A 20,434-nucleotide genomic window follows, 5' to 3' on the forward strand; every position below is an offset into this window, starting at 1 on the left:
TGGCGCACGCGGACTTCGGATTAGGCGATTTCCACCGCCACGAAGATCTGGTTTCCGCCCCGGTTGATCAGCACCAGAGCAGGATCAGTCTTTTCGCTGTCCAGCGCGGCCTTCAGCGCGTCGGGGGAGGCGGTTTCCTGACCGCCCAGCTTTACGATCACGTCGCCGCGTTGCAGGCCGGCCTTGGCGGCAGGGCTGTCTGGCTTCAGATCAGTGACGACCACACCGTCGACATTCTCAGCAACGCCCATCTGAGCACGGTTGCTGTCGGTCAGCGGTGCGACGGTCACGCCCAATGCAGTGCCCGAGATACCTTCGTCCACGGATTTGTCGATCTCAGCCGAGGCGCTTTGATGCTGACCGATTGTCAGTTCAATCTGCTGTTCCTTGCCATCGCGCAGAACGGTCATGACGCTTTCGGTACCGACTTTGGTTGTGCCCACAAGTATCGGCAATTCACTGCTGGAGTCGACGGATTCGTCGTTGAAGGTCAGGATGACATCACCTTGCTCAAGCACGCCCTCGGCCGGGCTGCCTGCGACGACATCCGACACCAGCGCGCCGGTTGAGGCGTCGATACCCATCGCTGCTGCGATCTCGGGGCTGACATTCTGGATTGAAACACCAAGCCAGCCGCGGCTGACCTGACCATCATCGCGCAGATCGGCCGCGATATGTTCAACGATGTTCGAGGTCACGGCAAAGCCAAGACCAACCGAACCGCCGGTAGGAGAATAGATGGCCGAGTTCACGCCAATCACTTCGCCTTCCATGTTGAACAGCGGACCGCCCGAATTGCCTTTGTTGATGGCTGCATCGGTCTGAATGAATTCAGCGTAAGGCCCGGCCGAAATGTTGCGGCCCTTGGCCGAAACGATACCGGTGGTTACGGTCGAATGCAGGCCAAACGGGTTGCCGATCGCCACGACATCTTCACCTACGCGGATAACGTCGCTGTCACCAATCTCGACGGCCTGCAACGCTTCGCCAGCGTCGATCTTCAGAACGGCGATATCGGTCAGCGGGTCGGTGCCCACAATCTCGGCCTCGAAACTACGATCGTCGCTCAGACGGACGGTCACGGTCGAGGCATTGTCGACAACATGGTGGTTGGTGATGATGTACCCGGCTTCGTCCAATACAAAACCCGACCCCAGACCTTGGGATGGTCCGCGCTGCGGTGCCTGAAAGCCCTCAGGCGCGCCGAAGCGCTTGAAGAACTCACCAAAGGGGTGGTCTTCCAAATCAAAATTCTGTCCTTGTCCCGGCGCTTGTACGGGTACGATGTCTTGTTCCGCGATGATGGTCACCACCGACGGCGACACGCCTTCGACCAGATCGGCCAGGGCTTCGTCGGCCAGTGAGGGCAGGGCAGTCGTGGCCAGCAGCGCTGCACCAAGGGCGGATGCGCCAGCCAAGCCAGTGGCGCGTGGCAAAAGCAGTGAGGATTTACGGATGCTCATTTTAGTCTCCTGTTTATATCGCGCGATTGCAGGCGCGCATTAACCGAGGAGATGAGGCATCAGTCTGTGAGTTTCCTGTGCTCAGGATTAAAATATCTTAATTTAGCCACAAACAGGTCGTTGTATATCGACGGTCCGCAAGGAAGCGTAGCGAATCGCTAGTCGCGAATCAGTCATTGTTGCCAATTTGAAAGTCAAATCCTGAATAGTCCTGAATTGATTCAGTTTTGTTAACAAAGGATCGCTGGAAGGCTCTGGTTGAAAATCGCTCACCTCTTGGTTGTGGCGCGTTTCTGCTACCTGAACAAAAATAACGCATATGATCCCGATAAGGTTCATATATGCTTAATAAAGAGTACACACAATGTCCGATGTGACCTAGGGCGTGCAGTTTACTGATCGCCTATAGGTAGACCCTGACTCGGCGGGATGTTGCGTAAAAACCAATCCGAGACGCCAAAAATTAACCGTTCTTTCCAATTTTACATTGTTTGGACGCACCGTTTGGGTGACGATGATCTTGCCCAAGCGAAAGGGGGAGCCGAAGGCACTAGGGGGTGCCAACGGCTTGTCACAGTCACTGGAAACGCTGAGCGGCATGTTAACGAGGGGGTCTTGTTTAGGTTCAGCAGCGGAATAGCCAGGGTGCCATAGGCATTTTTGGCAGCGTTTTCAGGATTGGTGAAAAGTGGTAGTCCTGTTTTGGGCAAACGGCCTGGTCGGTATCGACCGGGCCGTTTCTATTTCGGCAGGCCGGTTATGTGGCCTTCCCCGCCCGCCAGCGTGCCCAATCCTCGGGAGTGTCCAGATCCAACAAGGCGTTTTGGCCGGGCAATGGTTGAAGATGCACTGCATTCTTATGCGCCTGCACAACGGACTGCGCGCCCTCATCGCCGGTAAGTTGACTGAGCTCTCTGAACAGCGGACGGGCAAACACAACCGGATGGCCGGGCTTTCCTGTGGCTGTCGCCCCACGCCAGATCAAGCAATTTGGATATTCTTGGATAGACTCTGCGACCTGCTTCAGGTCACCAACTGTGATTTCCGGCAAATCTGCCAGTAAAACCATGACAGCCCCGGCATCGGCGGGCACATGCCCAAGAGCACCGCGCAAACTGGCGTTCATGCCCTCATCAGCGTCGGGTATTTCAACTGCAACAACATCCATACCTTTCAAGGCGTCCTGGCGAGAATGCGGAGCAGGCGGAAGCGCAACGATCACCGGGCCTACCTGCAACGCTGTTTGTGCGGATCGCCGTAGCAGGGGCATGCCATCGACGCTTTGCATCAGCTTGTCCGTGCCAGCCATGCGGCGGGATTGTCCGGCGGCCAGAAGGATAATGGGAATGTCTGTCATACCTTCACATAGCCGCCGTAGCCGTCTTTTGTCATCCCCGCATACGTTCACCGTCCGCGTCGAACAGCGGGGTTGAGATCACGCGCGCCTTGCGCTTCTGGCCTAGTATCTCAATCTCGACCTCCAAACCGTCACGTATGCGGTCCGAGGGCAGGAAACCTATTGCGATGGATTCGCCGGCATAATGGGAATACCCGCCCGAGGTGCAGAATCCGACAACTGCACCATCCAGCCAGATCGGCTCATAGGCATTCACGTCAGCGTCGTCAGCATCCACTTCAAATGAGACCAGCTTACGCGCGGTCCCCTCGGACTGTTCAAGCTCGGCCGCGGCGCGACCGGTAAAATCGGTGTTCTTCGTGAAGGCGATAAAGCGATCCAGCCCGGTTTCAGCTGCGGTGTAATCGGGGGAAAACTCGCGCATCCACGAGCCAAAGAACTTGTCCAACCGCAGGCTCATCATCGCGCGCATGCCAAAGGGCACCATACCGTGGGGCTGACCGGCCTGCCAAAGGGTCCACCACAATTGCCGTTGGGCCATCGGATCACAGTAGATTTCGTACCCCAGATCGCCCGTGTAGCTGACCCTTTGAACGGTGCAGTCGGTCATACCGATGGTCATGCGGCGAACATCAAGGAACCTGAGGTCCGAGATGTCCGTACGGGAACAGGCGGCCAGAACCTCAGTCGCCTTGGGGCCTGCGATCTGAAAACCGTTCAGACGATCGCTAATGTTATCAATTGTAACGCCGTCATCCTGATGCTGCAGGAACCACCGCATATGGAAGGCCTGGCTGCCATATGACGCCGTTAGTTGGAATTCGGTTTCGGCCAGACAGGATACGGTGAAGTCCCCGATCAACTTGCCTTTGGGGGACAGCATCGGTGTCAGCGAAAGCCGCCCCGGCTTTGGGATGCGCCCGGCCATGACCCGGTCCAGCCAATCGCGCGCACCCGGGCCGGTGATGCGATACTTGCCGAAATTGTGGACCTCGTTGATGCCGACACCATTGCGCACAGCGCGCACCTCGCGCCCAGTCGCCTCGAAGGCATCCGAGCGCCGGAACGAGGGCGTTTCATAGCCCGGCTCATCACCCTGCGCAAAATAGTTCGCAACCTCCAGGCCGTATTGCTGACCCCAAACCGCGCCCAGATCGCTGAATATGTCGTACATCGGGGTGGTCCGGTTCGGACGCGCGGCCGGCAGTTCTTCGTTGGGGTAGGCGACACTAAAGCGTTTCTGATAGTTCTCGATCACCTTCGGGCGCGTATAGCCAGGCCCGATCCAGTCGCCGAAGCGGGCGACATCCATGGCGAACACATCGCGCTCAGGCTCTCCTTCGATCATCCATTGCGCCAACGTCAGGCCAACCCCGCCGCCCTGACTGAACCCGGCCATCACGCCACAGGCGGACCAATAGTTGCGCATGCCCGGCACCGGCCCGACGAGTGGGTTGCCATCGGGCGCAAAAGTAAACGGTCCATGGATCACCGATTTGACGCCAGCCTCGGCCAGAACGGGGAAGCGTTTGTAGGCAAATTCGATGCTGTCGGTGATCTTGTCATAATCGTCGGGCAGCAGTTCGTGGCCGAACTCCCACGGTGTGCCATCGACAGCCCAGGGTTTGCAGGGTTGTTCATAGAACCCAATACACAGCCCGCGCCCTTCCTGCCGCAGATAGCTTTCTCCGGCGGGATCCATCACATGCGGATGCTCGCCGCCAGCGTCAATGATCGCCTCGATCTGAGGGATCGAATCTGTCACCAGGTACTGGTGTTCCATCGGATGCAGGGGGAAATAGAGGTCCGCCATCGCGCCAACCTCGCGCGCCCAAAGGCCGCCGGCATTGACGATGTGTTCGGCATGGATCGTACCCTTGTCGGTAACCACATCCCATGTCCCATCGGTGCGTTGGATGGTCTTGCGTACCATGCAGTGCGTTTCGATCGTAGCGCCTCCCATACGGGCCGCTTTGGCATAGGCATGGGTGGTCCCCGACGGATCCAGATGACCGTCCAGCGGATCATAAAGCGCACCGATGATCCCGTCGGTGTTGGTGATCGGAGCGATCTTTTTGATCTCATCCGGACCAACGATTTCGGTTTCCAACCCCATGAATCGATGCTTGGCGCGTTCCGCCAGCAACATGTCGAACCGATCCTGATTATCTGCCAGCGTCACTCCGCCCACATGATGCAGACCGCAGGACATGCCGGTAATCTCTTCCAGCTCTTTATACAGCCGGATCGTATATCCCTGCAGCGCCGCCATGTTGGTGTCGCCGTTCAGGGTGTGAAACCCACCCGCTGCGTGCCAGGTCGACCCGCTGGTCAGTTCGGACCGTTCCAACAGCATCACGTCCGTCCACCCCAGCTTGGTCAGGTGATAGAGTACGGAACATCCAACGACTCCGCCGCCGATGACTGCAACTTGGGTTGTGAGTTTCATGCACGTCTCCTGATGGCTATGCCGTCAGTCTCAATAGGAAAGCTGCCTTTGCAATAGCTTCAGCGACAGAAAGTGTCGCGGAAGGCGATCCGGGTTCAGCACCTGCTGGCGACCCCAAACAGGAAGGATACGGTGGTTGTCTAAAAGAAAACCGGCGCTCGGATCAGAGCGCCGGTGGATTCTTGCAGTTTTTTGGGTTGTTCTCAGAGAGGTCGAACTTTCAGTTCGGTGATCCGGTTGCCTTGACGTTTTGTCACCTCAAAGCGGAAGCCGTGAAAGGAAAAGACCTGACCGACGGTTGGGATCATCTGCGCTTCGTGAATGACCAGACCGGCGATGGTATTTGCCTCATCGTCAGGCAAGGACCAATCCATCGCGCGGTTGGCGTCGCGGATCGTGGTGGCCCCTTCGACCAGAAACTGCCCATCTTCGGTTCGGGTCACGGATACGTCTTCGTCGATGTCGAACTCGTCCGCGATCTCGCCCACGATTTCCTCGAGGATATCCTCTAGCGTGATCAGCCCGCGCAGCGAACCGTATTCATCCACCACCAGCGCAAAGTGGCTGTGCATCCGAAGGAATTCGCGCATCTGATCGTCCAGAGTAGTGGTTTCCGGAACAAAATAGGGGTCGTTCGCGACCTTGAGGATGTCGAACTCTTTCAGTCGGTTATCAGCGTTCTCACTGCCGCCGGCATGGGCGTACATCGCGCGGAACAGGTCCTTGGCGTGCACGACACCCACGATGTTTTCTTGCTCATCCCGAAACACCGGCAGGCGGGTGTGGCTGCTTTTCAGACATTGCTGAAGGATGGCCTCGGGCGAGGCGTCTGCATCGATCATTTCGATATTCGAGCGGTGCAACATAATCTCTTCGACCGTGCGGTCGCCCAGATCCAGCGCGCCAAGGATACGGTCACGGTCTTCCTTTTCCACAACGCCTTCGGAATGACCAAGCTGCAATGCCCCGGCGATTTCCTCGCGCACTGCCAGAATGTTGCTGTCCGGGTCGATCTGGACGCCGAACAGGCGCAGAACACCGCGTACCAGCAGACGCACGGCTGCAACGATAGGCGAAAACACCGTCACGACGACGCCGATGATCGGTGCTACTGCTGCGGCCGCTTTTTCCGAATTGGTGATCGCGTAGGTCTTGGGAAGAACCTCGGCAAAGATCAGGACCAGAAGGGTCATCACCAGCGTTGCCAGCGCAACGCCGCTTTCACCGAACAGCCGTGTGAAAAGCGCGGTCGCCAGCGACGCGGCAAGGATGTTGACAAGGTTGTTGCCCAACAGGACCGAGCCGATCAGCCGTTCATTGTCGTCCGTGATTTCCAGCGCCTTTTGCGCGCCGCGTGAACCCTTGTCGGCCTGCGCACGCAGTTTTCCGCGCGATGATGCGGTCAATGCCGTTTCAGAACCCGAAAAAAAGCCCGACAGGACAAGCAAAAGCAGGATGGCGCCTATGGTAAACCAGAATGCGCCGTCGATCAGAGAAGCAGAAGAGGGTTCCATCGGTCCTTGGTTGTTCGTGATACTGCATCCGTTATGGGGGTGCGCATGCTGTGGATCAAGGGGTTAGCCGTCGTCATCGCCGTCTTTAGCCAACGGGTGATGCTGCAACACAAGCTCTGACAGGCGTTCGTCCAGGACATGGGTGTAGATTTCTGTGGTCGCCACGTCGGCATGGCCCAACAGGGTCTGGATCGACCTCAGATCAGCGCCATTGGCAAGAAGATGCGTGGCAAATGCATGGCGCAGGGTGTGTGGTGTCACCTTTTCGGGCGAAACGCCACCTTCTTCGGCCAGTTCCTTGACCAGCAGAAAAAACCTGTGCCGGGTCAGATAGCCGGATTTGCCGCGAGACGGAAACAGGAACTTGGAACGCTGAGCGCCGTCTGCAACCTGCTTGTCCTCAGCCTCGTCCCTGATAAGCAACCACGCCGCCAACGCATCGCGCGCCGGAGGGGACAGAGGCACCATCCGTTCCTTGCCACCTTTGCCCAGCACAAGCAGCATCCGGGGGTCACCTCTGGCCGAGGAGACCGGCAGCGAAACCAATTCAGTTACCCGCATTCCCGTGGCGTACAGAACCTCCATCAGGCAGGTGTTGCGCACCCGTTCTGCATCCTTGCGACCGGTGCGGCGCGCGGCCTCAAGCAAACGATCGACTTCGGCGACATCCAGCGTTTTGGGCAGGCGTTTTTGTCGCCCGGGGCCTTTGATCTGAATGGCGGGGTTAGCTTCAAGCCAACCTTCTTCAAAGGCGAACCGAAACAGTTGCTTGATCGCCGACAACCGACGTGCGCGCGTGGAACGGGACAGGCCCTGTGCGTCGCAGTCTATCAGGTATTGTTCGATTTGTTCTCTTTGTGTGTCGGGAAAACCCGTTTTTCGACGTTCCAGCCAGGCCGAGAATTCTTTCAGATCGCGACCGTATGCCAGCAGCGTATTTGTCGCGGCCCCCAATTCAGCAGCCTGAGCTTGCAAAAAGGTGGAAATCCACAAGTCCTGCGTCGCTGGGGCGGCCACGGTCAACTGTCCTGCAGGATCAACAAGTTCAGCGCGGCGCGGCGGGCGGTGTCCTCAAGACCCACACGGCGCAGAGTCGCGATAGCCGCTGTCAGGTCGACAAGGTTGCCGCGTGCCCCGTGTGCAAACCGCTGCATGGTCTCTAAGATCGCTTCACCTAGCTGATTGTTGTTTAGCATCGTTTCGATATTCGGCGGGACCGGAGCAGCCCATGCAAATCCTTGCGCAACCGCATCCGCCAGAGGCGAAGGAGAGCGCGCGCGCCCCGGATCGCCTTGCGCTAACGCCGCCAGAAAGTGATTTTCGTCGGATTGACCGGGCACAGAAAGGGCTGCTGTTTCATACAGTTCGGACAACAGCAGGATACGCCAGCGCAGCTGTTCCGCCGACGGATCCGTCAGCTCTATCTGCGACAGGCGTTCTGCGAACAATTCTGCAAAGGGTACCTCTAATCCGATCAGGCGCATTTGCGTCCACACAGTATTTAAAGCCCGGGCGATTTTGTCGGGATTGCGCGAATCCAGTGCAGACTCGAACCGTTGCACGGACGAGACCCTGTCCCAAACTGCGCCGGATGCGGCCGGAGAGCGCTCGGTATACAGACCCAGCAACTGGTTGGGGGTCAGCGCGCCAATGCGGGTCAGCCGCTCAGCCGCTTCGATCTGCGCTTTCCACCCGGCTACGTCCCGCAGGTCGGCATTCGCAAAGGCACGGGGCAGAGGGGCCGATGGCAGGCGTTCTCCGATCGCCTCAAACAGGCGAAAGGTCAGCGGGCTGGGATCATCTGGTTGCGGAAGGTATTCGGCATCTTCGAACAACTCGGGGCTGAGAAAGCGATCCAGCACATCCAGCTCTTCTGGTGGCAATATTTGCAATGCATGTGCAGCTTCCAGTGTGAGGGCGGCTGATGGCCAGTCTCCGCGCCGCGCCTTGCAGAATATTTGCGCGGCGTAGTCCTGCGACAGGTGTGGCTTCGCGATCAGCGACGTACAGCTGCGATCCTCGTCCCCAGTGAGCAGGGTGGCGTCAAACCAGCGCTGGAACCTTTCGCGTGTGTCGGTCGGACCGGCCAATTGGACCAGCGATTGCGCCGGGTCGGCTGCGCCAAGTTGCATCAATCGGTCGATGCGGGCCAATAGTAGCGTTTCCTCGGCGCCTGAACTGGCAGGTGCGCGGGCCTCGGACAGGATCAGCGTAAACAACAACCGCTGCATGGCGGGGTTAAAGCGAACCGGCACATCGGTGATCAGCTCAGCCAGCCGGTCTGCATCACTATTCTGCCAAAGATGCACCGGCAGGCCAGTCACAGACGACGACACAAGCCCCAACGGCTGTGACAGCGCCTCAAGCGGAGAGACTTGGATATCCGGCTGAATGCCCGTCTCCGTGACCGGTGGTTCCAACAGGACAGTCCCCGGCAGGTTTTCCGGAGGGTCCGTCAGCCAATCGATGACGGAAAGAGGAGCCTGTTGCGCCTGCGCTGATCCAGCCAGCAATAAGGCAGCCAGTGCGGCTTTATTCAACATTCAGGATTACCGGCTCTCGGATCTCGTCTTGCGGGGCCGAGAAATCCACCCCGAATATCGGACCCAAATACGCATATCCCACCAGCCCGACAAAACACAGGCAAACAATATATATCAGGAACTTGATCAGACGGCCCATTGCTCAACGCTGCCCCAATTTTGTCTTTTGCCATAGTTATAGCTGGCATTTTTCGTAAGATCACGTCATTCACGTTGAAATGAGCGAAATTAAGCATAACGCCCACACAGAAGGTACTGATGCGGTCTTTGAACTGCACAAAACCGTCGTTCTTGTTGGCATGATGGGGGCCGGAAAGACGGCTGTGGGCCGTGCTTTGGCCGCAAGGCTGGGTGTTCCCTTCCTCGACAGCGACGCCGAGATCGAATCGGCTGCCAATATGACCATCCCCGAGATATTTGAGCGTGATGGTGAACCGTTCTTTCGCGCCAAGGAAAGTCAGGTCATCGGACGTCTGCTGGACGAGGAAAAAGGCATCCTGTCAACTGGCGGGGGCGCTTTTCTTTCCGATCAGAACCGCCAGATGATCACTGAACGCGGGGTTTCGGTCTGGCTGCGGGCTGACTTGAAGGTGTTGTGGAACAGGGTCAAACATAAGGACACACGGCCTTTGCTGCGCACGGCTGACCCTTATGCGACCTTGCGCGCCTTGTATGAAGCCCGCGTCCCGGTTTATGCGCAGGCAGGTCTGACAGTTGAGTCCGATGGCGAAACCTCGATTGAAAATATGGTGGACCGGGTGGTGGAGTCGATGTTGACGCGCCCCGACGTATTGGAACGGAAGTAAATGCACCAAACCGTACATGTAGAGCTTGGCGAACGCTCGTATGACGTGGAAATCGGGCCCGACCTGCTGGCACAATCCGGCACGATGATTGCACCCTTGTTGCACCGGCCCAAGGTTGCCGTTCTGACGGATGAGAACGTGGCCGGGTTACATCTGAATGCGTTGCGGGATGGCCTGGCAACAGCTGGAATCGAGATGACCTCGCTGGCCTTGCCCGCAGGAGAAGCCACCAAAAGCTGGCCGCATTTTGAACGCGCGGTTGAATGGCTGTTGTCGGAAAAGATAGAACGCCGCGATGTGGTGATTGCCTTGGGTGGCGGGGTCATTGGTGATCTTGCGGGATTTGCTGCGGCCGTTTTGCGGCGCGGTGTCCGTTTCGTCCAGATACCGACCTCGTTGCTGGCGCAGGTGGACAGTTCTGTTGGCGGAAAAACCGGCATCAACGCTCCACAGGGCAAAAACCTGATTGGGGCATTCCATCAGCCGTCTCTGGTTCTGGCGGATACATCGGTTCTGGGCACCATGACTCAGCGGGATTTCCTGTCGGGTTATGGCGAGGTGGTCAAATACGGCCTGCTGGGCGATGCAGAGTTCTTTGAATGGCTCGAAGCTAACGGTCCCGACGTTTCGGGTGGCGATATGGCCGCGCGTGTGCGGGCGGTGACACGCTCGGTTCAGATGAAAGCCGATATTGTAGCCCGCGATGAGACTGAGCAGGGCGACCGTGCGCTGCTGAACCTTGGGCACACGTTCTGTCACGCGCTTGAAGCGGCCACCGGGTATTCGGATCGTCTGCTGCACGGTGAAGGCGTTGCCATCGGCTGTGCACTGGCGTTTGAGCTTTCCTCTCGTCTTGGGTTGTGCTCACAGGAAGATCCAAGCCGGGTTCGGGCGCATCTGCGCGCGATGGGAATGAAAACCGATCTGGCGGACATTCCCGGAGATCTGCCGGATGCCGAAGCGCTGGTTGATTTGATGGCGCAGGATAAAAAGGTCATCGACGGCCAGTTGCGATTTATTCTGGCGCGCGGGATTGGGCAGGCGTTCGTCACTTCGGACGTCCCAAGGGACGCTGTGTTGTCCGTGCTGGAAGACGCCTTGGCAACGGTTTGATCAGCGTCCGCGGATCACCATCAATTCACCGATGTTTTCGCGGGTGATGTAGCCAATCATTGCGCCGGCCTGCGTGCAAACTGCGACGGCGGGAGCACCCTTGTGTAGTTTCCCCAGCACGGTTTCCAAGCCGGTGGTCAATTCAACACGCGGAATCTCGGTTTCCATGATCGAAGTTGCCAGATCGGACCGAGGAGCCTCTTGCGCCATGGCAGTAAACAGCGTGCCGCGCGCAATAAAACCAAGCAAGTCTCCATTCGAACCCAACACGGGGAATTCGTGTTGCGTGGTGTGAATGACGGCCTGTGCGGCGGTTGCAAGCGTGTCGTTGGGCGATAGGGCGTGAAACTCGGTAATCATAGCGTCGCGGGCCAGCACCCGCCGCGCGACTGAGCGCATGGCCACATCGTGGCTTTCCGCATTGGCCGCGACGAACACAAAGACGGCGATCAAAACCAGCAGAGGGTTACCTGTGCTCAGACCGAGAAAACCAAACGCCACCGCCACGACCTGACCCGCCAGAGCGGCGATACGTGTGGCTTTTACCCGGTCCATCTTCAGACATAAAAGCGCGCGGAATACCCGGCCGCCGTCCATAGGGAAGGCCGGGATCATGTTGAATACGGCCAGCAACAAATTCACATAGGCAAGCCGGTTCAACAGTCCGGCACTGGTCGAATCGATCCGGGCCAGCGAGTCCAGCGTCATTCCGGCCCCCATGGCCATCAAAACGATCCAGATTACAATATTCACTGCCGGCCCGGCTAGAGCGACCCAGACTTCTTCCATAGGCTTCTCGGGCATCCGTTCGAGCCGGGCAAGCCCGCCGATAGGCAGCAAGGTGATGTCAGGGGTTTTGATGCCGTAGCGCCGCGCCATCAGCGCGTGGCCGAACTCATGCGCGACAACGCATGCAAACAGCGCCAGAACAAAGATCAGGTTGTCGATCGCGGCAGGCACCCCGCCTTGGGAATAGGCCGCAAAGGCGACCCAGCCCAGTAACAGAAAAAAGGTGACATGGACCCTCAGTTCCGACCCCAGTACCCGGCCGAGTGAGAAGGACCATGTCATGTTTCGTCTCCGTTTGCCTTAGAACGGAATCTCGTCGTCGTCGATTCCGCCGGATGCAGGTGCAGGGGCAGGGGCGCTGGACTGTCCGCCATAGGGGTCGCCATAGCCGCCGCCCGCCTGACCACCGCCATAGCTGCCTGACTGTCCGCCGCCATAACCGCCTCCGCCGCCGCCTTCGCCGCGCGCATCCAGCATCACAAGGGTCGAGCCGAAGCCCTGAAGAACAACCTCAGTCGAATAACGGTCCTGACCAGATTGGTCCTGCCATTTACGGGTCTGCAATTGCCCTTCGAGATAGACCTTCGAGCCTTTGCGCAGATATTGCTCCGCTACGCGGACAAGCCCTTCGTTGAAGATCGCGACCGAGTGCCACTCGGTGCGTTCGCGACGCTCGCCAGTATTGCGGTCTTTCCAGTTTTCGGATGTGGCGATGCGCAGGTTGCATACTTTGCCCCCGTTTTGGAAATTCCTAACTTCAGGATCGCGGCCAAGATTGCCGATAAGAATGACCTTGTTGACTGAACCTGCCATATATTTCCCCGTTCTTGTCTGTGTCGAGCGCGCCCGAATCTGGCGCAAAGTTTCTAGGCGACCCTATACGGCCTACGTCGTGGTTAAAACACAGTTGATGTGTGCAACACTGGGCAATAAAACTCTCAGGTGTTGTTTACCAAGCTTTCATTTTTTACTGAAATTTCTATACTCCCTCGGATTCTTGAACGAACGGGATTGGCATTAATGCGTTTGCTGGTTGGTTGTTTTTCTATTCTGTGCCTTGCATTGGTTTCGATCCCGGCTGCGGCTGAGACTTTGTCAACCAAAAGCCGTAAGGACATTTTTCTGAAGCAATCCAAAATTCTCGATTCGCGCGCTGCCACCCAGTACCGCGATTCTGAACGGCTGAAGCCAAAGACTGCCCAACCGAAGTTCAGCAAACGCTATAATGGTAAATATCGCGGCCAATACCTGGCGCTGGCGCGGCAGGCAGCCCGGAAACACAGTGTCCCGGAAGAGCTGTTCCTGCGACTGGTTCAACAGGAAAGCGGATGGAACCCGCACGCGGTTTCCCACAAAGGGGCACTGGGTCTGGCACAGCTGATGCCTGGCACCGCGCGCCTTTTGGGTGTGAACCCGCATGATCCCAAACAGAATTTGGAAGGCGGGGCCCGTTATTTGTCCTGGCAGTACCGCAAGTTCAAATCCTGGCGTCTGGCGCTGGCGGCATATAACGCCGGTCCGAAAGCCGTGGAAAAGCACGGCGGCGTGCCGCCCTACAAAGAAACCCAGAACTATGTGAAAGTGATCTGGGGCGGCTGATCAACAACCATCCCAAGTCAGAAAAGAACCGGCGCTGTGGCCGGTTCTTTGCGTTTGGGCTGTTACTCGGCCGCGATTTTGATGACCGGCTCCATGCGGGCCAGAACCTCTTCGGACAGATGGCACTTGACCTGATGTCCGTCCGCCAGGGTTTTCACCGGCGGCACATCCTTCTCGCACAGCCCACCCGACACTTCGGATTTCCAGCGACAGCGCGTCTGGAAAGGGCACCCAGGGGGCGGGTTCATGGCCGAGGGGATATCACCGTCCAGAACGATATGCGCTTTTTCAACCGACGTATCCGCAATGGGAACAGCACTCAGCAGAGCCTCGGTATAGGGGTGATAGGGCGGCGAGAACACCTGATCAGTGGTTCCCAGCTCGACCACATGGCCCAGATACATCACCATCACCCGGTCGCTGAGATAGCGCACAATCGACAGGTCGTGGCTGATGAACAGCAGGGTGGTCTTGTGCTCGCGCTGGATCTCCATGAGCAGGTCGGTCACTGCCGCCTGAACGGACACATCCAAAGCTGACACAGGTTCATCCGCAACGACGATCCGGGCATCCCCGGCAAAGGCACGTGCGATACCGACGCGCTGTTTCTGGCCACCGGACAACTGGCGTGGCATCCGCTCGGCAAAGGCACGAGGCAGCTTCACCAGATCCAACAATTCCAACATGCGCTGTTTACGCTCGGCCTCGGAATTTCCCACGCCAAAGATTTCCAGCGCGCGGATGATCTGCCGCCCAACGGTCATCGAAGGGTTCAGCGTGTCAAACGGGTTCTGGAACACCATCTGAACTTCGCCAACAGTCTTGGCGTCACGCTCTTCAATGGGCACGTCTTCGATATTGCGGTTATCCAGCAGGATCTGCCCGTCGGTGGCTGTTTCTAGCCCCATTAAAACCTTGGCAAAGGTGGATTTACCGCACCCAGATTCGCCCACAATCGCCAACGTCTCAGACTCATGTGCCTCAAAGCTCAGTGTTTCGTTGGCTTTGACCACCTTTTTCTCACCGCCCCCGAACAATGCATTGGCGGCTACTTCGTAGTACTTTTTAAGGTTGTCCATTTTCAGGACAACACGGCCGATTTCACCTTTTTCTTTCTTGTCCGCCAAAGTGATTGGGGCATTCCAGTCGATCTCTTTGTACTTCAAACAGCGTGTGTGGTGGCGGTCATTGCCGGGTACAGGCTCCATCAGAATGTTCTGCGCGTCGCAACGGCCTTCTTCGAAATAGTCGCAGCGTGGGCCAAAGTTACAGCCTGACGGACGTTCGTGGGGCAGGGGGAAGTTCCCAGGAATGGCCACCAGTGGGCGCGCGTTCTTGTCTGCCCCCGGCAACGGGATCGAGCGGAACAGCGCTTGCGTATAGGGGTGCTGCATCTCGTCGAACACATCGTGGATCGAGCCGCGCTCGACTGCCTCACCCGAATACATCACACAAAGCCGGTCACAGGTTTCCAGAACCAGACCAAGGTTGTGGGAGATGAACAGCATCGAGGTGCCGTATTTCTTACCCAAATCCCTGACCAGCTCGACTACGGCGGCCTCGACCGTCACATCCAGTGCGGTTGTCGGTTCATCCAGAATCAACAGCGCCGGCTTCGACATCAGCGCCATCGCGATCACGATACGCTGCTGCTGCCCCCCTGACAGCTGATGGGGGAACGAATTCAGCATCCGCTCGGGGTCGGGCAGGCGTACGTCCGTCACCACTTCCAATGAACGGGCATAGGCCTCTTCTGCGCCGACTCCCTCGTGGATCATCGGCACTTCCATCAATTGCTTGCCGATCTTCATCGCCGGGTTCAGCGAGGCCATCGGCTCCTGATAGATCATCGCGATCTCATTGCCGCGGATGTCGCGCAATTCATCCGCACTCATCTCAGCCAGATCGCGTCCTTTAAACTTGATTGTACCCCCAACAACCCGCCCGTTCTTGCCAAGGTCCTGCATGACCCCAAGTGCCACAGTGGACTTGCCGCAACCGGATTCCCCGACCAGTCCAACAGCCTCGCCGGGTTGTACGCTGACCGAAAAATCCATCACGGCGGGAATTTCCCGAAGGCGGGTGAAGAAAGAAATCGACAGTTTGTCGATCTCAAGAATTGGGCCGTCATATTCCGCCAATTTGTTCATCTTGTATCTCCTCGCGAGAGTCCGGGGTTCCCCGTCATCTGGCTAAAAATATCCTGGGGGTCCGGGGGCAAAGCCCCCGGTCGCTCTCACATCAGTCCTTCAGGCTTTCTTCGCGCAGGCCGTCTGCCAGCAGGTTCAAACCAAGAACCAGCGACAGCAAGGCAAAGGCAGGCGGAAGGGCAGGGTGCAGATAGATCGACAACAGCTTGCGCCCCTCGTTGATCGTAGAGCCCCAATCCGGGCTTTCCGGCGGCAGTCCCAATCCGAAGAAACCCAAGGTTCCCAACAGGATCGTGGTATAGCCGATACGCAGACAGAAATCGACGATCAGCGGACCTCGAGCATTGGGCAGGATTTCCCACAGCATGATGTACCACGGGCCTTCGCCACGGGTCTGTGCCGCAGCCACGTAATCCCGTGTTTTGATGTCCAGCGCGAGACCGCGCACGATGCGGAACACGGTGGGTGAGTTCACGAAGACAACCGAAACAAACACCACGAGGATACCGCCAGGGATATCGAACAGGTCCAGATAGGTCGGCAATCCCCAAATGCCGTAATCATCGGTGTTGATGATGTAGCCATCGGTCGAAATCAGCGACAGATACAGCCACAGCGCGATACCCAGAACCCCGATCAACAGCGGAGTGCGGAAATTCGGGCGGGTGTAATACCGCGAGTTCAGCAGAACGCCGATGAACAAGATCGGGAATATGAACAAAACGGCTGCCATATAGTTAGGCACGCCTGTCGCCACGATTTCGGGTGTGACCAGCAGGTAGAACAACAGGATGACCGGGAAAGCCAGGATCAGGTTGGCAAGGAAGGACAGGAACGTGTCCAGACGTCCTCCGTAGTATCCGGCCGGCAGACCCAGAGTGATCCCGACCATAAATGCGAACATGGTCGCAAGCGGTGCGATCTGCACCACGATCCATGCGCCTTTGACCATGCGACTAAAGACGTCGCGGGCAAGGTTGTCGCCGCCCAGAAGGTACCAGGCATACTCGCCGTCTTCAGGGTTTTGCAGGGGCGTTCCGGGCACTTTGTTCTTCATGCCAGAGACCTGACTCAGCGGGTCATGTGTAATGATCAGATCCAGCGCACCGAAGATACCGGTGAAGACCCAAAACATCACAAGGCCGAAGCCGATCATGCCGATGGGGCTGTCGAACAGTTTGCCGTACAGCCCGAGGCGTCGTTTGAAGGCGATCGACATTGCAAACAGGATGATCAGCGACAACCACACAGGCAGAAATTGCTGTGAGATCGCGCCGACGATCCCGGCACTGGTGCCCATGAGGATGCCAAGCACGATATACGCCAGCGCAAGGACGACACAGGCGAAAAAGCTGTATCTCAAGGCTGATTGGGTCAATCCCCGCAGTCCTGTGCCTGAGCTGAGCGTGCCGTCCGCATTCAAGCTCAACGGGACTTCGGGTAGGACGATGCTGCCGATGATCCAGACGACGATAGATACGACCAACGCAGCCAGCGCGATCATCAGGATAGGGTTTAGAATGGCGATAGAGCCGGTCCAGCTTAGAGGTTCCATGATCTATCTCCCTTACGAAATTCGGATGCGCGGGTTGAGGTAGACATAGCCGATATCGGATATCAGCTGCGTCACCAGCACCACAAAGACCGACACGACCGAAATCGCCAGCAAGAGCTGAATGTCGTTGTTGCCCGCCGCCTGCACCAGTGCCCAGCCAAAACCCTTGTAGTTAAACAGGGTCTCAACAATCACCACGCCATTCAGCAGCCATGGGAACTGCAGCATGATAACGGTAAAGGGGGCGATCAGAGCGTTGCGCAGCGCGTGCTTCATAACGATGTTCCCAAAGGAAACACCCTTGAGACGCGCGGTACGGATATATTGTGCGGTCATCACCTCGGTCATCGAAGCGCGGGTCATCCGGGCGATATAGCCCATCCCGTAAAGCGCAATGGTCAGAACCGGCAGAAAGAAGTTCTCAAAGGTCGGATTGTCCATCGCTTGCGTCGCAGTGCCCTTGAACCATTTCAGGCCCACGGTGGACGAGGTGAAGATCGCGATGAAGATCACGCCTGATACGTATTCTGGCGTCGCCGTCGTGATGATCGAGAAGGTGGAGAGGGACCGGTCCAGTGCTGATCCTTCGCGCATCCCGGCCAATACTCCAACCAGTAGCGCGGATGGCACCATCAGGACCAAAACCCAAAACATCAGATAGCCGGTGTTGCCCAGGCGTTTGCCAACAATGGTGCCGACCTCGTCTTTGAACACGCTGGAATAGCCCCAGTCGCCTTGCAAAACACCGCAATATCTGGAGGTCGTTTCCTCGGTCGACCCCGGTCTGGTACACGTTCCAAGGAACGTGCCGTCATCAAGTGTCTTGGTATAGCCTGGCAAAACCCCCAGCCATTGACCGTATTTGACCAGCGTTGGTTGCAGATAACCGCGATTGTCCAACCAGGTCTCAACCTGTTCGTCGGACATCCGCTGGTTGCCCTGCGTTTTCGCAAGCTTTTCCAGGTTCGGGTAGAGGTTGGTCAGAAAGAAGACCACGAAAGTCAGGCACAATGCAGTCAGAAGCATGACGCCGAACCGTCGGAGGATGAATAGTCCCATGTTGGCCCCTGTTGTTCGGGTGTTCCGCAGATCATTGGACCATTGTCTGGCCTCGGACATCCGACCCCGTGTCGGCCTGTCTGCGGCTGGAAAGGGGCGCCCTGTTCAGGCGCCCCCATTAACGTCTGGCAGGTTTTAGGCCGCCCAGCCCCACTTATAGTGGTGATGCTCGAAGGAGACATGCATGTCGGTGCCGACAAGCCCGTCCTTCATGTGGCGATACAGCGAACGCCAGTATGGCTGAATGGTCACGCCTTCTTCCTGGATCATCGCCTCGCCCTTGGCGACCACTTCGCGGCGCTTGTCGGCATCCGCGATGGCCAGCGCTTCGGTCAAAAGCGCGTCAAACTCGGCATTTGCCCAGCCGAATTCGTTCCAGGCTTCACCGGTACGATAGGCCAGAGCCCAGATTTGCACGCCCAGTGGGCGGTGGTTCCAGTTGGTCGAGCTGTAGGGGTATTTCGCCCAGTCGTTCCAGAACGTGTTGCCCGGCAGAACGGTCCGCTTGACCTTGATACCCGCGTCACGCAGCTGCGCTGCAACCGCGTCGGTGGTGTTCCGGCGCCAGTCGTCGTCGATCGAGATCAGCTCGTGCTCGAAATCGATCATTCCGGCTTCTTCCATCAGCGCACGTGCGCCTTCCGGGTCGACCTTCTGCGGCGGCAGTTCGTAATAGTCCGGGTGGATTGGACCAACATGGTGGTTTTCCGCAGGCGAACCGCGACCGCCGTAACCCAATTCCAGACAGATCGAGTTATCAACCGCCATTTGCAGAGCCTGACGCACACGCTTGTCTTCGTAAGGCTTCTTGCCGTCAATCTCGGCCAACTGGTTCGGGCGGACGACGATGGTGTTCATGGTCACAACTTCGGACTTCACATAGCCGAGGCTATCCATCACGTCGATGAATTCACCAACCGATTCATACAACATGTCGACTTCATCGGATTCCAGCGCGGCCAGCCAAGCGGACGGGTCGGTGCCGTAGTCAATGTAGACGATGCTGTCCAGCGCCGGGCGACCAAAGATCTCTTCGCCCCACCAGGTGTGGTTCTCGTTGCGAACGAGGGTGGCTTTCACGCCGACTTCCAATTCCTGCACCAGATATGCGCCGGTGCCCACATTGTTGAGCAGATCGGTTTCGCTGAACGAGCTGTGTACGATAGCTGCGGGATAGTCCGCCATGCCTGCGATCAACGAGATATCAGAGGCCGGCAGGTTCAGTTTGACGGTGTTGGCGTCGACAACTTCGATTGCACCTTCAATGGCCTGACCGGATTCCGGATCGATCAGTGTCGCAAAGCGACCTGCCATCGAATTGGTTTCTGAGCTCTTGTCACACCAGCGCCCGATGTTGCGGGCCACGTCCTCGGCGGTGAAGTCGTCACCGTTGTTCCATTTGACGCCCGGGCGGACTTTCAGTGTGTAAACGGTTGCGTCGTCGTTGACTTCCCAGCCTTCCAGCAACATGCCGCGGAACGTACCGTCCGAGTTGTACTCGACCAGATACTCGAGCGTGCCGCGGGTAACGTTTGCGATCTGCGACCAGTCATAGGTGCGTGGGTCCTTCAGGGCGCGCACTTCCTGCTGAACGCGCAGGGTGCCGCCTTCTTTCTTGGCATCTTCTCCGGCCGCACGCGCCGGGGCGGCCAGGCCGATCAAGCCATAGGCTGCGGCCGCGGTGACCCCAAGGCCCGTGGTGCGGGTCAAAAACTCGCGTCGGTTCAGTTTGCCGTCCCGATATTCCTGTGCGTGCATTTCTGCCGCCCAGTGCATCGGTGCTCCGGTCATTGTTTGATTATTCATTAACGTTACTCCCTGTGAGACAGTATTTTTTTGGATGAAGTGTCGAACCGCTCAGGCCGGAATGCTCCGGCCGGCAGGTTCAATGGTCTTCTGATCTCGGATTTCGGACATCCCCATGACCGACATTCGGCACCAGAATTTGGGTGAGGTCAATGTTCGAAATCGTCATTCGAGGTACAAAAACGACATTGATGGGCAGAGTTTACCGCTATCAGCATTTTCAGCCCCAGG

General features: G+C 57.6%; 16 protein-coding genes. 3 read left to right on the forward strand and 13 right to left on the reverse strand.

Annotation, left to right across the window (positions count from 1 at the left end; translation table 11 throughout):
* Positions 1 to 20 precede the first annotated feature (20 nt).
* The 7 genes from RUA4292_RS11725 to RUA4292_RS24965 all read right to left on the reverse strand — a co-directional run bounded on the left by RUA4292_RS11725 (position 21) and on the right by RUA4292_RS24965 (position 9,465).
* On the reverse strand, positions 21 to 1,463 hold the full coding sequence (locus RUA4292_RS11725) for a Do family serine endopeptidase (protein WP_058277735.1): 1,443 nt from the start codon (positions 1,461 to 1,463) through the stop codon (positions 21 to 23).
* Positions 1,464 to 2,220: 757 nt separating this feature from the next.
* On the reverse strand, positions 2,221 to 2,820 hold the full coding sequence (locus tag RUA4292_RS11730; RefSeq protein WP_058277736.1) for a nucleotidyltransferase family protein: 600 nt from the start codon (positions 2,818 to 2,820) through the stop codon (positions 2,221 to 2,223).
* Between the two features lie 31 nt (positions 2,821 to 2,851).
* On the reverse strand, positions 2,852 to 5,269 hold the full coding sequence (locus tag RUA4292_RS11735) for a GcvT family protein (RefSeq protein ID WP_058277737.1): 2,418 nt from the start codon (positions 5,267 to 5,269) through the stop codon (positions 2,852 to 2,854).
* Between the two features lie 203 nt (positions 5,270 to 5,472).
* Entirely contained in the window at positions 5,473 to 6,783 is a 1,311-nt protein-coding gene (locus RUA4292_RS11740) for an HlyC/CorC family transporter (RefSeq protein ID WP_058277738.1), read from the reverse strand.
* Positions 6,784 to 6,846: 63 nt separating this feature from the next.
* Positions 6,847 to 7,800 carry a site-specific tyrosine recombinase XerD gene (locus tag RUA4292_RS11745; protein WP_058277739.1) on the reverse strand — a complete coding sequence of 318 codons (954 nt, stop codon included), beginning with the start codon at positions 7,798 to 7,800 and terminating at the stop codon, positions 6,847 to 6,849.
* Between the two features lie 2 nt (positions 7,801 to 7,802).
* Positions 7,803 to 9,326 carry a hypothetical protein gene (locus tag RUA4292_RS11750; protein ID WP_058277740.1) on the reverse strand — a complete coding sequence of 508 codons (1,524 nt, stop codon included), beginning with the start codon at positions 9,324 to 9,326 and terminating at the stop codon, positions 7,803 to 7,805.
* A complete protein-coding gene (locus RUA4292_RS24965; protein WP_170557697.1) occupies positions 9,316 to 9,465 on the reverse strand; it encodes a hypothetical protein in 150 nt (49 codons plus the stop codon). Before RUA4292_RS24965 ends, RUA4292_RS11750 begins: the two co-directional genes overlap by 11 nt.
* Positions 9,466 to 9,544: 79 nt before the next feature.
* Here RUA4292_RS24965 and RUA4292_RS11755 point away from each other — a divergent pair, with 79 nt between their 5' ends.
* Entirely contained in the window at positions 9,545 to 10,132 is a 588-nt protein-coding gene (locus tag RUA4292_RS11755; RefSeq protein ID WP_058277741.1) for a shikimate kinase, read from the forward strand.
* Positions 10,133 to 11,245 carry a 3-dehydroquinate synthase gene (gene aroB, locus RUA4292_RS11760; protein ID WP_058277742.1) on the forward strand — a complete coding sequence of 371 codons (1,113 nt, stop codon included), beginning with the start codon at positions 10,133 to 10,135 and terminating at the stop codon, positions 11,243 to 11,245. It begins immediately after the preceding gene.
* On the opposite strand, the gene RUA4292_RS11765 is transcribed toward aroB, so the two are convergent.
* Together RUA4292_RS11765 and ssb are read right to left on the reverse strand one after the other, a co-directional pair.
* On the reverse strand, positions 11,246 to 12,316 hold the full coding sequence (locus tag RUA4292_RS11765; RefSeq protein ID WP_058277743.1) for a site-2 protease family protein: 1,071 nt from the start codon (positions 12,314 to 12,316) through the stop codon (positions 11,246 to 11,248). It lies immediately after the preceding gene.
* An 18-nt stretch (positions 12,317 to 12,334) separates the two neighbouring features.
* Positions 12,335 to 12,847 carry a single-stranded DNA-binding protein gene (gene ssb, locus RUA4292_RS11770; protein WP_058277744.1) on the reverse strand — a complete coding sequence of 171 codons (513 nt, stop codon included), beginning with the start codon at positions 12,845 to 12,847 and terminating at the stop codon, positions 12,335 to 12,337.
* A 207-nt stretch (positions 12,848 to 13,054) separates the two neighbouring features.
* Between ssb and RUA4292_RS11775 the strand changes: the two genes are divergently transcribed.
* Positions 13,055 to 13,633 carry a lytic transglycosylase domain-containing protein gene (locus RUA4292_RS11775; RefSeq protein WP_058277745.1) on the forward strand — a complete coding sequence of 193 codons (579 nt, stop codon included), beginning with the start codon at positions 13,055 to 13,057 and terminating at the stop codon, positions 13,631 to 13,633.
* A gap of 62 nt (positions 13,634 to 13,695) precedes the next feature.
* On the opposite strand, the gene RUA4292_RS11780 is transcribed toward RUA4292_RS11775, so the two are convergent.
* The 4 genes from RUA4292_RS11780 to RUA4292_RS11795 all read right to left on the reverse strand — a co-directional run bounded on the left by RUA4292_RS11780 (position 13,696) and on the right by RUA4292_RS11795 (position 20,203).
* Entirely contained in the window at positions 13,696 to 15,783 is a 2,088-nt protein-coding gene (locus RUA4292_RS11780) for a dipeptide ABC transporter ATP-binding protein (protein ID WP_058277746.1), read from the reverse strand.
* A gap of 91 nt (positions 15,784 to 15,874) precedes the next feature.
* The gene (locus tag RUA4292_RS11785) at positions 15,875 to 17,338 is read right to left on the reverse strand and encodes an ABC transporter permease (protein ID WP_058277747.1); all 1,464 of its coding nucleotides are present in this window, start codon (positions 17,336 to 17,338) and stop codon (positions 15,875 to 15,877) included.
* A gap of 12 nt (positions 17,339 to 17,350) precedes the next feature.
* A complete protein-coding gene (locus RUA4292_RS11790) occupies positions 17,351 to 18,397 on the reverse strand; it encodes an ABC transporter permease (RefSeq protein ID WP_058274233.1) in 1,047 nt (348 codons plus the stop codon).
* 135 nt (positions 18,398 to 18,532) lie between these two features.
* A complete protein-coding gene (locus RUA4292_RS11795; RefSeq protein ID WP_058277748.1) occupies positions 18,533 to 20,203 on the reverse strand; it encodes an ABC transporter substrate-binding protein in 1,671 nt (556 codons plus the stop codon).
* Positions 20,204 to 20,434 lie beyond the last annotated feature (231 nt).

It is taken from the genome of Ruegeria atlantica (assembly GCF_001458195.1).
In the GTDB taxonomy this organism is placed as follows: domain Bacteria; phylum Pseudomonadota; class Alphaproteobacteria; order Rhodobacterales; family Rhodobacteraceae; genus Ruegeria; species Ruegeria atlantica.